11 protein-coding genes and 1 pseudogene are annotated in these 14557 nt (G+C 57.5%); 2 read left to right on the top strand and 10 right to left on the bottom strand.

What is annotated here, in order from left to right; all coding sequences use genetic code 11:
* Positions 1-26: 26 nt before the first annotated feature.
* The 6 genes and pseudogenes from ACQG0S_RS04800 to queA all read right to left on the bottom strand — a co-directional run.
* Positions 27-137, bottom strand: a pseudogene (locus ACQG0S_RS04800) (DNA-binding transcriptional regulator); the annotation flags it as partial.
* Between the two features lie 70 nt (positions 138-207).
* Positions 208-1179 (bottom strand): protein translocase subunit SecF, encoded by a 972-nt coding sequence (secF, locus tag ACQG0S_RS04795; RefSeq protein WP_003859105.1) that lies wholly within the window; start codon positions 1177-1179, stop codon positions 208-210.
* A 10-nt stretch (positions 1180-1189) separates the two neighbouring features.
* Positions 1190-3037, bottom strand: a complete 1848-nt coding sequence (gene secD / locus ACQG0S_RS04790) for a protein translocase subunit SecD (protein WP_048966731.1) — start codon at positions 3035-3037, stop codon at positions 1190-1192.
* Positions 3038-3064: 27 nt separating this feature from the next.
* A complete protein-coding gene (yajC, locus tag ACQG0S_RS04785) occupies positions 3065-3397 on the bottom strand; it encodes a preprotein translocase subunit YajC (RefSeq protein ID WP_003859109.1) in 333 nt (110 codons plus the stop codon).
* A 22-nt stretch (positions 3398-3419) separates the two neighbouring features.
* A complete protein-coding gene (gene tgt, locus ACQG0S_RS04780) occupies positions 3420-4547 on the bottom strand; it encodes a tRNA guanosine(34) transglycosylase Tgt (RefSeq protein ID WP_003859110.1) in 1128 nt (375 codons plus the stop codon).
* Positions 4548-4600: 53 nt separating this feature from the next.
* Positions 4601-5671: a tRNA preQ1(34) S-adenosylmethionine ribosyltransferase-isomerase QueA gene (queA, locus tag ACQG0S_RS04775; RefSeq protein WP_022647221.1), complete on the bottom strand. Its 1071-nt coding sequence runs from the start codon at positions 5669-5671 to the stop codon at positions 4601-4603.
* A gap of 92 nt (positions 5672-5763) precedes the next feature.
* On the opposite strand from queA, the gene acpH reads away from it, so the two are divergent.
* On the top strand, positions 5764-6345 hold the full coding sequence (gene acpH, locus ACQG0S_RS04770; protein ID WP_032624760.1) for an ACP phosphodiesterase: 582 nt from the start codon (positions 5764-5766) through the stop codon (positions 6343-6345).
* A gap of 127 nt (positions 6346-6472) precedes the next feature.
* Complete coding sequence (locus ACQG0S_RS04765; protein ID WP_003859113.1) at positions 6473-7075, top strand: peroxiredoxin C; 603 nt, start codon at positions 6473-6475, stop codon at positions 7073-7075.
* A gap of 50 nt (positions 7076-7125) precedes the next feature.
* Here ACQG0S_RS04765 and ACQG0S_RS04760 read toward each other — a convergent pair whose 3' ends face one another.
* The 4 genes from ACQG0S_RS04760 to proY all read right to left on the bottom strand — a co-directional run bounded on the left by ACQG0S_RS04760 (position 7126) and on the right by proY (position 14555).
* Positions 7126-8505 carry a DUF3999 domain-containing protein gene (locus ACQG0S_RS04760; RefSeq protein WP_063137855.1) on the bottom strand — a complete coding sequence of 460 codons (1380 nt, stop codon included), beginning with the start codon at positions 8503-8505 and terminating at the stop codon, positions 7126-7128.
* Complete coding sequence (locus ACQG0S_RS04755; protein WP_048966053.1) at positions 8502-11111, bottom strand: DUF2339 domain-containing protein; 2610 nt, start codon at positions 11109-11111, stop codon at positions 8502-8504. Before ACQG0S_RS04755 ends, ACQG0S_RS04760 begins: the two co-directional genes overlap by 4 nt.
* 90 nt (positions 11112-11201) lie before the next feature.
* Positions 11202-13019 carry a maltodextrin glucosidase gene (gene malZ, locus ACQG0S_RS04750; RefSeq protein ID WP_063137854.1) on the bottom strand — a complete coding sequence of 606 codons (1818 nt, stop codon included), beginning with the start codon at positions 13017-13019 and terminating at the stop codon, positions 11202-11204.
* Between the two features lie 162 nt (positions 13020-13181).
* On the bottom strand, positions 13182-14555 hold the full coding sequence (proY, locus tag ACQG0S_RS04745; protein ID WP_017383160.1) for a proline-specific permease ProY: 1374 nt from the start codon (positions 14553-14555) through the stop codon (positions 13182-13184).
* Between the last annotated feature and the right edge of the window lie 2 nt (positions 14556-14557).

Raw genomic sequence — 14557 nt, 5'->3', positions numbered from 1 at the left:
GTAAGGCGTAGCCGCCACCCGGCTTTTTACTGCTTCACCTTCCGCAAAAAATCTGCCAGAGCTCTGTCCGCACTTTCGCTAAAGCGTCTCTCCGTCTGCACAATATTGAGGCACCTGTCGAGCCGGAAGCAGCGGTATGCATACTGTCAGGAGTAGACAAAAAAAATCCCGGCCAGCAGGCCGGGATTTCGATACCGCATAAGACTCTTACGGCAGAATGGACGGCTGATCCGCCCCTTCTTTCTCGACTTTCTGCTGGATCAGATGCTCGCGCTTCATGCCCAGCTTCAGCGCCAGCGCGGACGCGACGTAGATAGACGAGGCCGTACCGATAGACACACCGATCAGCATGGTCAGCGAGAAGCCTTCCAGCACCGGGCCACCGAACAGGAACAGCATCAGGATCACCATCAGGGTGGTGCCGGAGGTGATCAACGTACGGTGCAGCGTCTGGGTCAACGACACGTTAAAGATTTCGTACGGCGTGCCGCGACGGATCTTACGGAAGTTTTCACGAATACGGTCAGATACCACGATACTGTCGTTCAGTGAGTAACCGATAACGGACATCAGGGATGCCACAATCGTCAGGTCAATCTCAATGTGGAAGAGAGACAGTATGCCCATGGTGATCACCACGTCGTGCGCCAGAGCGATAACCACGCCTGCCGCCAGTCGCCACTCAAAGCGGAAACCGACGTAAATCAGAATCGAGATCAGCGCCACCAGTAGCGCCATCGCACCGGTCTGTGCCAGGTCAGCACCAACGCTCGGGCCGACAAACTCAATACGCTTGACCGTTGCATCCTGGCTGGTCGTTTCGTTAATAACCTGAACGACCTTGCTGCCCAGCTCCTGGCTGCCGTTGGCATCGTGTACCGGCGGCATACGCACCATGATGTCGCGGCTGCTGCCGAAGTTCTGTAGCAACGGCTCTTCAAAGCCCGCTTTTTGCAGAGACTCACGCATCTGGTCCATATCGACCGGTTTTTCCAGGGTAATTTCGATCACCGTACCACCGGTGAAATCCAGACCCCAGTTAAAGCCTTTCACGCCCATAATGACGATGGACAAGATCAGCAGAAAACCTGAAATGCCGAAGGCCCAGTAGTCCCAGCGCATAAAGTCCCAGACTTTACGGCCGTGGTTCAATTGTTCAACAGTATATTCCTGTGCCACAACGCACTCCTCAGATAGACAGCTTTTTGACGCGCTTGCCGCCGTACAGCAGGTTCACGATGGCACGGGTGCCGACAATAGCGGTAAACATCGACGTTGCGACACCGATACCGGTAGTAATCGCAAAGCCTTTGATCGCGCCAGTACCCACTGCATACAGGATAAGAACCTTAATCAGTGTTGTTACGTTCGCATCGAAGATGGAGCTGAACGCCCCTTTGTAGCCTTCTTCAATCGCCTGCTGTACAGAACGACCGTTGCTCAGCTCTTCTTTAATACGTTCGTTTATCAGTACGTTGGCGTCGACCGCCACCGCAAGGGTTAGAACGATACCCGCGATACCCGGCATGGTTAGCGTCGCCCCCGGCAGCAGGGACATGATACCGATGATCAGCACCAGGTTGGCAATCAGCGCGGAGGTCGCAATCAGGCCGAACTTCTTATAGAAGAAGATCATGAAGATGATGGACACCGCCAGACCGGCCAGACACGCTTCCAGACCCTGCTTGATGTTCTGCATACCCAGGGTTGGACCGATGGTACGCTCTTCAACAATCTGAATTGGCGCAATCAGCGCACCGGCACGCAGCAGCAGAGAGAGCTGACGCGCTTCGTTCGGGTTGCTGATACCGGTAATACGGAAGCTGTTACCCAGACGAGACTGGATGTTGGCGATGTTAATCACCTCTTCCTCTTTCACCAGCACGGCACGGCCATTGGCGTCTTTCTTACCGCTGTCTTTGTACTCCACGAACAGGGTCGCCATCGGCTTGCCGATGTTGTCCTTGGTGAAGTTAGACATGATGTTGCCACCTGCGCTGTCCAGCGAGATGTTAACCTGCGGCTGGTTGTACTCATCCTGGCTTGAAGTGGAGTCGGTGATATGGTCACCGGTCAGGATCACGCGTTTGTACAGCACAACCGGCTGGCCTTCGCGGGTCTGTTTCACTTCGGAATCGCCCGGCACACGGCCTGAAGCCGCAGCAGCCTGGTCAACGTTGGCGTTAACCAGACGGAACTCCAGAGTCGCCGTCGCGCCCAGAATCTCTTTCGCACGGGCGGTATCCTGGATACCTGGCAGTTCGACCACGATACGGTCAGCACCCTGACGCTGTACCAATGGCTCAGCCACGCCCAGCTGGTTTACACGGTTACGCAGAATGTTAATGTTCTGCTGAACGGCGTACTCACGTGCTTCACTCAGACGCGCGTCGGTCATTACCGCACGCAGCAGGTTGCTGCCCTGAGAGGTGATCACCAGATCGCGGTGACGCTGAGACAGATAGGTCACAGCCTGATCGCGTGCCGCGCTGTCGCGGAACGTGATGCTCATGCCGTAGTTATCTTCTTTACGTACGGTGGTGTACGGAATGCCTTTATCGCGCAGATCGCTGCGCAGGCTGTCGATATTCTGTTCCTGTAGCTTGCCGAGCGCGGTATCCATATCCACTTCCATCAGGAAGTGAACGCCGCCACGCAGGTCAAGACCCAGTTTCATTGGCTCTGCGTTCAGCGCAGCCAGCCAGCGTGGGGTTGCAGGAGCAAGGTTAAGCGCCACGACATATTTATCACCCAGCACGCCCATCAGCGCTTCACGTGCGCGGAGCTGCGTGTCGGTGGTGTCGAAGCGAGCAAGAATTGCGCCCTCTTCCAGTGCCACAGACTTAGCGGTAATTTTTTCTTCTTGTAACGTTTTCTGGACCTGGATCAGCGTTTGCTCACTGGCGGCGACACCGCGCGCGCCAGTGATTTGAACGGCCGGATCCTCACCATACAGGTTGGGAAGCGCGTACAGCAGGCCGACGATAATCACGACGACCAGCATGATGTACTTCCACAAAGGATAACGGTTTAACACGGCAGTTCCCTTTGGGAAAAGTTGGGATTACAGCGCCTTCATGGTGCCTTTCGGCAGAACGGCAGCTACGAAGTCACGTTTGATAACCACTTCAGTGGTGTCGTTCAGGGCGATAGCAATGTAGCCGTTTTCCGCTACTTTGGTTACGCGACCCACCAGGCCACCATTGGTCAGGACTTCATCGCCCTTCGCGATGGAGTTCATCAGGTTTTTGTGCTCTTTAGTACGCTTCTGCTGTGGACGCAGGATCATGAAGTAGAAGATCAGACCGAACACAACCAGCATCAGAATCAGAGACATCGGGCTGCCCTGCGCTGGTGCACCCGTTGCTGCTACCGCATCAGAAATAAAAAAGCTCATTCAAATTCCCTCATTATTAAAATTAATCAACGTTCAACGGTGGAACATCCCGCCCCTGACGTTGGTAGAAATCGGTCACGAAGCTCTCTAATTTACCCTCTTCGATAGCCTTACGTAAACCAGCCATTAAGCGCTGATAATAACGAAGATTATGAATGGTATTGAGACGCGCCCCCAAAATCTCGTTGCAACGATCGAGATGATGCAGATACGCGCGAGAATAATTGCGACAGGTATAGCAATCGCACTCGGAATCGAGCGGGCTGGTGTCACTCTTATGCTTCGCGTTACGGATTTTCACCACGCCATCGGTAACGAACAGATGACCGTTACGTGCGTTTCGGGTTGGCATAACGCAGTCGAACATATCAATGCCGCGACGTACGCCTTCCACCAGATCTTCTGGTTTACCCACACCCATCAGGTATCGTGGTTTATCCGCCGGGATTTGCGGGCAGACATGCTCCAGAATACGGTGCATATCTTCCTTCGGCTCACCCACAGCCAAACCGCCGACAGCGTAGCCATCAAAGCCTATCTCTACCAGACCTTTAACCGAGATATCGCGTAAATCTTCGTAAACGCTGCCCTGGATAATGCCGAACAGCGCATTTTTGTTTTGCAGGGAGTCAAAACGGTCGCGGCTACGCTTCGCCCAACGCAGGGACATCTCCATGGAACGTTTGGCATAGTCCCAGTCCGCCGGGTATGGCGTACATTCGTCGAAGATCATCACGATATCGGAGCCGAGATCGTACTGAATCTCCATAGACTTTTCCGGATCGAGGAAGATTGGATCGCCGTTGATCGGGTTACGGAAGTGTACGCCCTGCTCGGTGATCTTACGGATATCGCCCAGGCTGAAGACCTGGAAACCGCCGGAGTCGGTGAGGATGGGGCCTTTCCACTGCATGAAGTCGTGCAGGTCGCCGTGGAGCTTCATGATCTCCTGGCCTGGACGCAGCCACAGGTGGAAGGTGTTGCCGAGAATAATCTGTGCGCCAGTGGCTTCAACTTCTTCCGGCGTCATTCCTTTTACGGTGCCGTACGTGCCCACAGGCATAAACGCGGGGGTTTCTACCACGCCGCGATCAAACACCAGGCGACCGCGACGCGCGCGGCCATCGGTGGTATCGAGTTCAAATTTCATTTTTTCTCCGACGTCAGAAAAACAGTCCAACGTTGTAACACGGTGCCGCGGACTTATTCCCCGACACGCTCATTCAAAGCCTGCGGATTGTACGTGATAAACATCGCGTCACCGTAGCTAAAAAAGCGATATTTTTGTTCTACCGCAGACTTGTAGGCGTTCATCGTATGCTGATACCCCGCAAACGCGGAGACCAGCATAATCAGCGTCGATTCAGGCAGATGGAAGTTGGTCACCAGCGCATCAATGACTTTGTACTGATAGCCCGGGTAGATAAAGATCTGCGTATCGCCAAAGAAGGGCTCAATCAGCTCTTTTTTCGCGGCCTGCGCAGCGCTCTCAAGGGAACGTACCGACGTTGTACCGACGGCCACGACGCGGCTACCGCGCGCTTTCGCCGCCAGCACCGCATCAACCACCTCCTGCGGCACTTCGGCATACTCAGAGTGCATGATGTGGTCTTCGATGCTGTCCACGCGCACCGGCTGGAACGTCCCCGCGCCGACGTGCAGCGTCACGAAGGCCATCTCAATACCCTTGGCGCGCAACTTTTCCAGCAGCGGTTCATCAAAGTGCAGGCCCGCCGTTGGCGCCGCCACTGCGCCAGGCTTCTGGCTGTAGACGGTCTGATACAGCTCGCGGTCGGCTTCTTCATCCGGGCGTTCAATGTACGGCGGCAGCGGCATGTGGCCGATGGCGTTGAGGATATCCAGCACCGTGCGCTCGTCGTTAAACTCCACCTCGAACAGCGCGTCGTGACGCGCGGTCATGGTCGCTTTGATGCTCTCGTCATCACCCAGCAGCAGTTCAGCGCCCGGCTTCGGCGCTTTGGATGCGCGAATATGTGCCAGAATACGTTTATCATCGAGCATACGTTCGACCAGCACCTCAATCTTGCCGCCGCTGGCTTTACGGCCAAACAGACGCGCTGGGATCACGCGGGTATTGTTAAAGACCAGTAAATCGCCAGGGTTGAGCTTGTCGAGCAGATCGGTGAAAGTACCGTGCGTCAGCGCGCCCGTTGGCCCGTCCAGTGACAGCAAGCGACAGCTGCTACGCTCAGGCATGGGGTAGTGAGCAATCAGGGATTCAGGTAGTTCAAAGGAGAAATCGGCGACGCGCATGACGTATACTCGTGACTTAAAAACAGGCGGCATAGTCTAGTGCTCACACCCTTTTGCTGCAACAACTAGCCGCCACCGGACGAATAAAACGCATGAATTTTCTCGCTCACCTGCATCTCGCTCACCTCGCGGACAGCTCCCTCTCCGGCAATTTGCTGGCCGATTTCGTACGCGGCAACCCCGCGGAAGATTATTCCCCCGAGGTTATCGACGGGATTTTTATGCACCGCCGCATCGACGTGCTGACCGATAACCTGCCGGAAGTGACGGAAGCCAAAGCCTGGTTCCGCCCCGAAACGCGACGCGTGGCGCCGATCACGCTCGACGTCATGTGGGATCATTTCCTGTCGCGCCACTGGTCCCAGCTGTCGCCTGATATGTCGCTGCCTGAGTTTGTGCGCTACGCCCACGCGCAGGTGTCGATCATTTTGCCGGACTCCCCACCGCGCTTTGTGAATCTGAATAACTATCTGTGGTCTGAACGCTGGCTGGAGCGTTACCGCGAGATGGATTTCATTCAGAACGTGCTCAACGGCATGGCCAGCCGTCGACCGCGTCTGGACGCGCTGCGCGACTCCTGGCACGACCTGGACGAACATTATGACGCGCTGGAAACGCGCTTCTGGCAGTTCTACCCGCGCATGATGGCGCAGGCGAAAAATAAAGAACTGTGATGCCGGTTCGATTGATAGGTAAAAGCTGGTGGAACGATTGTTATCACCTCTTTGTCTTATTCCCGCGCTGCCTCTATACTGGCCCGCGTTGCGTTCCAAATAACCTTAGTATCTACAGGAGAATCATATGGTTCTGGTAACTCGTCCGGCTCCGGATTTTACAGCTGCCGCCGTTCTGGGCAACGGTGAAATCGTTGAAAACTTCAACTTCAAACAGCACACCAACGGTAAAGCGACCGTTCTGTTCTTCTGGCCAATGGACTTCACTTTCGTTTGCCCCTCTGAGCTGATCGCGTTCGACAAACGTTACGAAGAATTCCAGAAGCGTGGCGTGGAAGTGGTTGGCGTCTCCTTCGACTCTGAATTTGTACACAACGCATGGCGTAACACCCCTGTCGAAAACGGCGGCATCGGTGCGGTGAAATACGCGATGGTTGCGGACATCAAACGTGAAATCCAGCAGGCTTACGGTATCGAACATCCGGACGCTGGCGTTGCGCTGCGTGGTTCTTTCCTGATCGACGCGAACGGCATCGTTCGTCACCAGGTTGTGAACGATCTGCCGCTGGGTCGTAACATTGACGAAATGCTGCGCATGGTTGACGCGCTCCAGTTCCACGAAGAGCACGGTGAAGTGTGCCCGGCTCAGTGGGAAAAAGGTAAAGAAGGTATGGCTGCTTCCCCAGACGGCGTAGCTAAATACCTGTCTGAGAACGTATCCAGCCTGTAATCGGCACGGTTTACGAAAAAAACCCGCGACTACGCGGGTTTTTTTATGGCTTATGCTGCGCCGTCTTTTTTTACCTCGCGCCAGATGCGCCATGCCATACCCGCAAGCACCATCACCCCGACGATCAGTACGCCCCAGACCATCAGCGTTTTCATTCTGCTTTCCTGCTCAGCCGCAGACGTCGCGGTTAAACGCGCCTCGCCGCCCAGCGGGACAGGTTCCAGCGTATCCGCCATCGGCAGGGCTGCCAGATCGTAGGTTTTACGCAGTTCGGTCGGGATCAGCATATCCGTCTCCACGCTTGCCGGTTTCGCAGCCCCGTTCCCCCACGCAAGCAGATACGGCCCCTTCCCCTGCGCGTTGAACACCAGATCATAGCGCACGCGTTGCCCGATCACGCCCGGCAGGTTCTCTGGCAAACGCGCATTGAAGGTCTTGATTTTTACCGCCTCGACCAGCCCGCCCGGGAGCGGAACAGGTTCAGACGTTTTGCCGCCGAGCTGGTAGATCACCTCTTTTTTCAGCGTATGCCACCGATCCTTGTCCGCCCCCCGCCAGGCTATTTCTGCCGGGAGAACGCCGTCGCCATTCAGCATGAAGGCGATCGCACTCAGAGGCTGCGGATGCGTCCAGCGCCACACGGCTTCGCTATCGGATAGCCGCTCCCCCTCTCCCGCCAGGCTAATGTGCTCTGATTCCGGCTGCGCAGGAGCGTTAATCGCGTTGACGCCGGTTAACGTCAGGGCTGAACGCCCCGTGTTCAGCACCAGCAGCAGATAGCGATTCGCCTCAGGAGATAACACCAGATCGGTATCGATGCGGTCGAGCTTCAGGCGATCCTGTCCACTCATCACGTCCAGCAGGGGCATCTCTTCGCGCAGGGTATACCAGTTTTTTAGATCCTCGCTGTAATAGACCGATGCCGTCCCCTGCCACGAGCCCTGCGGCGTGTCCCAGAAAAGCTGGAGCTGAGAGAGCGGAACCTCCGTCGCGTTTTCCGGCAGGGTCAGCAGATAATGCTGTCCGGCAGCCGCCGCGTGTTGCCCTTCCAGCACAATCTCCACGCCGTTTCTGGCACGTAACATAATTTTATCGCCACTGCCCTCTTCCCCGCCCGTCGAGGCGTTAAGCGCAAAGAGGCGCAGCGCCGTGGTGGTCGGTGCCGGCTGCGGACGCGTCGTGGTAACCAGGCTGAACGGTACCGGCTCGCCCGACTGATTAAACACGCGCACGTCGCGCAGATCGGGCGATGTGCTCTGCTGATAAACCGCCAGCGGCAGCATGACCCGATACCACGGCGAAGAGGCAGAGGTATCAAGGGACAGGCCATAGGCATAATCCCGCGGGGATTCCACCGGCGCGCCCTCGCTGAATGCCGGACCGGCCACGGCCAGCAGTGCCGCACAAACAACCGCATTCATCCATTTCATTTTTCTTCTCCTGCTTTAGGCGGTAGCGGCGAGAAATAGCCCACAATCAGGACCAGGATCGCCACGCCAATAAACGCGACAGCACGCGCCAGGCCGCCACCGCCCGCGCTGTCCACCAGCATCAGTTTGAGCATGACCACCCCCAGCAGCACCGCACCGCCAAGCCACTGCTGACGGGAGGCCTGACGGGTGGCGCGGATCATGACCACCAGCGCGCAGAACATCCAGAACAGGGCAAAGGTGGTCTGGATAAGCCGCGAATGCCACAGCGACTCCATATTCCAGGCCACCTCGCCGTACCACGCCAGCGCGCGCAGCAGCGCGCCGTTTAGCCACCAGAAGCCAAGCGCCATCAGCACAACGGCGGGCCACGGTCGGGACTGAGCAAGCGATGCCGGATAGTGGCGATCCACTGCCCGATAAAACACCACCAGCCCCAGCAGCGCGAACGCCGCCCCTTCCTCAAGCGGGTTCACCAGCGGCAGCCAGGTCTGTCGATAGACTACCCCGTCCTGGAAATTAGTCACGACCAGCAATACCACCAGCGCCACAACCACAGGGATCACGGCAAGGCAGGCGTAGAGCGCAGGCCATACCCGGAACGGCCACCCGCGACGCCGTACGGCCGCGGAGAGTGCCATAATCACCCCACCGCCGACAGCCATCGCAATGCCGCTTCCCCAGGCCGCCATGCCCCATGGCAGGGAGCGGGCAAACCAGTAAAGCTCGGCGGCCATGGCGAGTAAAATCATCCACAACAGCGACAGATGCAGCCCCATTGCGATGCGCGGAAGAAGTTTATCTTCGTCGCGCCGCAGCATCATCAGGGCGGCAGGCAGCGCAATAGCCCAGGCCAGATTTGCCCAGCCGGCTGCCAGGATCTGCTGTTGCCAGACCTGATAAAGCACCATCAGCAGCATCACCGGCCACAGCAGCCATTTGCTGGCATCCAGCTCCCGCCATGCCAGACGAGCGGCAGCCTGCCGCCATCCCCAGGCCGACACCGCCGTCAGCGCCAGCACGCCCGCAAGAACCGATAATTCTGTCTTGAGGATCAGTTGCGACGCACCCAGTTGCGCCACTAACCAGAACAGCAGCCCACCGACCAGCAGCGCCCAACTGCCCGACAGCACGATTTTCTGCCACAGCCAGGCCGCAGCCAGCCAGCAAAGACTGAGCACTGCGAAAATAAGCAGCAGGCTCAGGGAGGTGACGCCGTCCATCTGCGCCCATATCGCGCTGCCGAGCGCCAGCACCAGCAGCGCCGTCCCGCTATAGCTCATACGCCGCTGCTGCTGTTGCACGCCCAGCCAGAGGATACCCAGCCCCTCCAGCGCCCAGGCCATCGCCGTCCAGCGCGCCGAAAGCGCCAGCGGAATGGCAAGCGTGGCAAACCCGCCGCCAATCGCCAGCGCCGCCATAATCAGTGGTCGCCCAATGGAGGGGTAACGTCGCAGCGCGAGGAACGCCAGTGAGAGATAAAACGCACCATAACCCAGCGCGCTGAGCGCCGGGCCGTACGTCCAGTGCGACGTCATGCCGTACTGCATCCCAAAACCAATCAGCGGCGGGGCAAACAGCAGTACGCCGTCAATAATCTGTTTACCTTTTTCCTGCGCCCGCAGCGACAGCGCTACGCTAAACACGCCAAAAATAAGCGTATTGGCAATCAGGAACAGCTGACAGATAACATAGTTTTCAGGCTGGTAGTCGCTCAGCCCCCACACTCCGCCAACGCCAAACGTGAAGAGCAGCCCGAGCAGGTTGAGCTCGCGCCAGTGCTGCCAGATGCTGATGACGAGAATGCCGATGGAGAGCAGAAGATAGAAGGAGAACAGCGCCACAAAGCTACCGCCCCCGGTAGACAGGAGCAGCGGCGCAAGATATCCGCCCAGGCTCGCCAGCATGGCAAGGCTCAGCGCCTTTTGCAGCACGGCCAGCCCGACGCTCGCCGCGCAAATCACCACCAGCAGCGCAAACGCCAGCGTCATCGGCAGCATCTGCCACAGCCGGAATGCGCCAAAGACGGTCAGGTAAAGCACGCCGGTCGCCCCGCCCTGGAGGATCAGCGCGTAGATCCGCTGCCTGTGCCGCAGCCGCCATCCAACGGCCAGCAGAACCATGGCAAACAGCGCCGTGGCGGCAAGACGCAGCTCAAGCGGAAACAGTGAATGTTCAACGGTATAGCGCAGCAGGAAAGAGAGGCCGAGGAAGAGCAGTACAATCCCCAGTTTTGCCAGCGGATTGCCCTGCATAAACCAGCGCGTCAGCGAGGACAGGATGCCGCCAAAGGCGGAAGGCCGTTTTGCCGCCGGGACAGGCGCAGGTTCTGCTTCAGTGACGGGCGGTTCGGGACGCCAGGGATCGACAGGTGCGTTAACGGCCTCTGGCACCGGCGCTGGTGTCTCCACTGGCGCGGCGGTCTGCACCGGCTCCGGCGCTTTCTCAGCTACACCGTGCTGCTCAAGCGCCTCAATGCGCTGGCGAAGCCGGGCGATCTCCTGCCGCGCCGCCGTGCTTCGATTAAAGCCTATCACCGCAAGCACGGGGGCCACGACCAGCGCAAAAACCAGGAACAAACAGCCAAGGATGTAAAGCTCGTCCATGTTTCCACCTTCACCGTAAAAGATCCGTTAAGATTGACACAAATAGTTGCATTTGCGCCATCTAAAAGGTGAAAACCATGCTGCCTGCGCTTAGCTGCCGAACCAGACCGTAGCGGAGATCGCCGGCAGCGTGAGCACGCTCTCCTGTAACGTCGCTTTCCCCTCTTTGCTCTTCCACGTTTTACCGGCCAGCAGCGGTGAATCTTCCAGCACCACTTCACACGCCTCACCCCGGTTGATCGCCACCAGCACGCGCTGCTGGTTGTAGACGCGGACAAACACCACCACATTATCTTGGGCGTACATCACCTGACAGCCCCCGTAGCGCAGGGCCTGGCTCTGCTTGCGTAGTGTCGCCATACGCTGGTACAGGCTGAACAGATCCTGATCCTGCTTTTCAGGCTCCCATGGGAAGGTTTTGCGGCAGAACGGATCGTTGTTACCGTCCAGCCCCACTTCATCTCCGTAATAGATGCACGGCACGCCCGGCCAGGTGAAAAGCCAGGTCACCGCCAGCGGCAGACGCGCCACATCTTTACCCAGCAGCGATTTAAAGCGCGCGGTATCGTGGCTGTCGAGCTGGTTAAACATCCGAAGCTGCTGCTGATGAGACAGGCCAGCGCGATAGTTCTCCATCCACGCCATGCAGGTTTCGGCGTCAATATGCTGCGGATCGTAAGAGATATCGGTGTTAGCGAGGAAGCCCCACAGCGGGAAGGTGAAGCCGCGATAATTCATCGACGCGTCTTCTGCATCTGCCTGCAACCACTGACGCGCGTCGCCAAAGTGCTCCCCGAAGACGAATGCTTCCGACCGGGCCGCTTTTGCCGACCGGGTAATGGCGGCGACATGCTGAAGGTTATTCCGCGCCCCGCCTGCTTCACCCAGCATATGCACCACGTCCAGCCGCCAGCCGTCCATATTCCACGGCGCTTTCAGCCAGTGGCGCACGATGCTGTCTTCGCCGCCGTAGATTTCATTCACAAGCGTTGACGACTGGAAATCGAGCTTCGGCAGACTCGGGTAGCCCAGCCAGTCCAGGGCGCGTCCATTCTCGTCAAAACTGTACCAGTCACGTTGGGGGGAATCCGGATTATGGCATGCGCCGCCCATCGACTGATTGTGGCGGTCGAACCACGCATGAGAATCACCGCTGTGATTGAACACGCCATCAAGGATCAGGCGCATACCTTCTTTTTGCGTGTTGTGGCGCAGTCGCAGCAGCGCCTCGTCACCGCCAAACTGCTCGTCAACGTGGCGGTAGTCCTGAGTATCGTATTTGTGAACGCTTGGCGCTTTAAACACCGGGTTCAGGTACAGCGCCGTCACGCCGAGCTTTTTCAGGTACGGCAGTTTTTCGCTGATACCGTCGAGATCGCCGCCGTAAAAGGTCGATCCCCCCGCCTGGGCGGTCAGCGGCTCGTCCCATTTTTTCAGAATGATGTCGTGACCGACCGCATGATGGTAATAAACCTTGTCCTGGTCGGCGGTGCGCTTTTCACTGCGCGCAAAGCGGTCCGGGAAAATCTGGTAAAAGACCTGATCGTTAACCCACTGCGGGCCGTTATCCGGGTGATCCACGGCAAACTGCTCCAGCCTGGCCGGAGGGAAACGGCTGAAGCCCTGCGGGGTAAACCACAGCTGGCGGTTGTTCCACAGCAGCTTGAAGCCGTAGCGGCGACGCGGCTGTCCGCTGCGCAAATCGATATTCGCCCGCCATGCCGTAATACCCGGCTGAGGCTGGCTGCGCACCTTGTGCATTTTCAGCGATGTCTCTTCGTTATCCACTTCGGCGCGCAGGGTCACACGTTCAGGCTGATTTTCCCCTGCCAGCCAGAGCGTAATCACAAGGTTGTCTTTGTTTTGCTTAACAAATGGGGCAACCGGAAGGTGCCAGGCGTTTAACATCACGAATCCCCTTTGATGAAATTGACGTCACCTTGCCACAGGGTGATTAAAGATAGCTCATCGTGTTCGGGATTATTGGGGGAGGAGAACGGAGGAGGAGATTTTTCCAGGGCAAAAGGGAGTGTAGGCCGGGTAAGCGCAGCGCCACCCGGCATTTTTACCTTACTGTGCTTCCGCCAGCTGACGATCGCGGCGACATTTAAACATCCAGCCCACCAGCAGCAGGACGATCCACGCGAAGCCCACGTACAGGGAAATACGGGTATCCGGGTGATAACCAATCAGGCCAATGATGAAGACCAGGAAGATGAGACCGACAATGGTCGTTGGCACGCCGCCCGGCACTTTAAACTTCAGCGCTTTGGCCTCTTCTGGTGACAGGCGGCGACGGAACGCAATCTGCGACAGCAGGATCATGATCCACACCCACACCGTCGCAAAGGTCGCCAGCGACGCAATCACCAGGAAGACGTTCTCCGGCATAATGTAGTTCAGGTAGACCGAGAACAGCAGCGCCACGGTCATGACCAGCACCGTTACCCACGGGGTACCGCGACGCGACGTTTTGGCAAACACCTTCGGCGCACTGCCCTGCTCCGCCATGCCGTGCAGCATACGGCCCACGCCGAACACGTCACTGTTGATGGCCGACAGCGAGGCGGTCAGCACCACAAAGTTGAGAATGCTGGCGGCAAACGCAATGCCCATATGCTGGAAAGTCAGGACAAACGGGCTGCCGTTGGTGCCCACCTGGTTCCACGGGTAGATGGACATAATCACAAACAGCGTGCCCACGTAGAAAACCAGGATACGCATCGGCACCGAGTTGATGGCGCGCGGAATAGACTTCTCCGGATCTTTCGCTTCCCCGGCGGTGATGCCGATAATCTCGATTCCGCCATAGGCGAACATGACCATCTGGAGCGACATGACCATCCCGAGCCAGCCGTTGCTAAAGAAGCCGCCGTTGCTCCACAGGTTGTGAATGCCGGTTGGCTGTCCACCGTTGCCGATACCCCAGATGATAATGCCGAAACCGGCGAGGATCATGATGATAATGGTCGCGACCTTGAAGAAGGAGAACCAGAACTCCAGCTCGCCAAACACCTTCACGCTCATCAGGTTAACGGCGCAGATAATCAGCACCACGCTCAGCACCCAGATCCAGTGCGGCACGGCGGGGAACCAGACCCCCATATAGATACCAAACGCCGTCACATCGGCAATGGCAACAATCAGGATTTCGAAGCAGTAGGTCCAGCCGGTGATAAACCCGGCCAGCGGGCCTAAATTTTCCTGCGCGTAGCGGGAGAAGGAACTGGCAGAGGGGTTGTGAACCGACATTTCGCCAAGGGCGCGCATGATGATATACGCCGCCACGCCGCCGATGATGTAGGCCAGCAGAACGCTTGGACCGGCCATTTTGATGGCATCTGCCGAGCCATAAAAAAGACCGGTACCGATAGCCGAGCCCAGCGCCATAAAGCGGATGTGGCGGGTGCTCAATCCACGTTTAAGTTTGTTAGTGCTTTCCATTA

Source organism: Enterobacter cloacae complex sp. 418I7, assembly GCF_050030705.1.
GTDB classification, from domain to species: domain Bacteria; phylum Pseudomonadota; class Gammaproteobacteria; order Enterobacterales; family Enterobacteriaceae; genus Enterobacter; species Enterobacter intestinihominis.
This window is presented reverse-complemented; position numbering and strand designations above follow the sequence as displayed.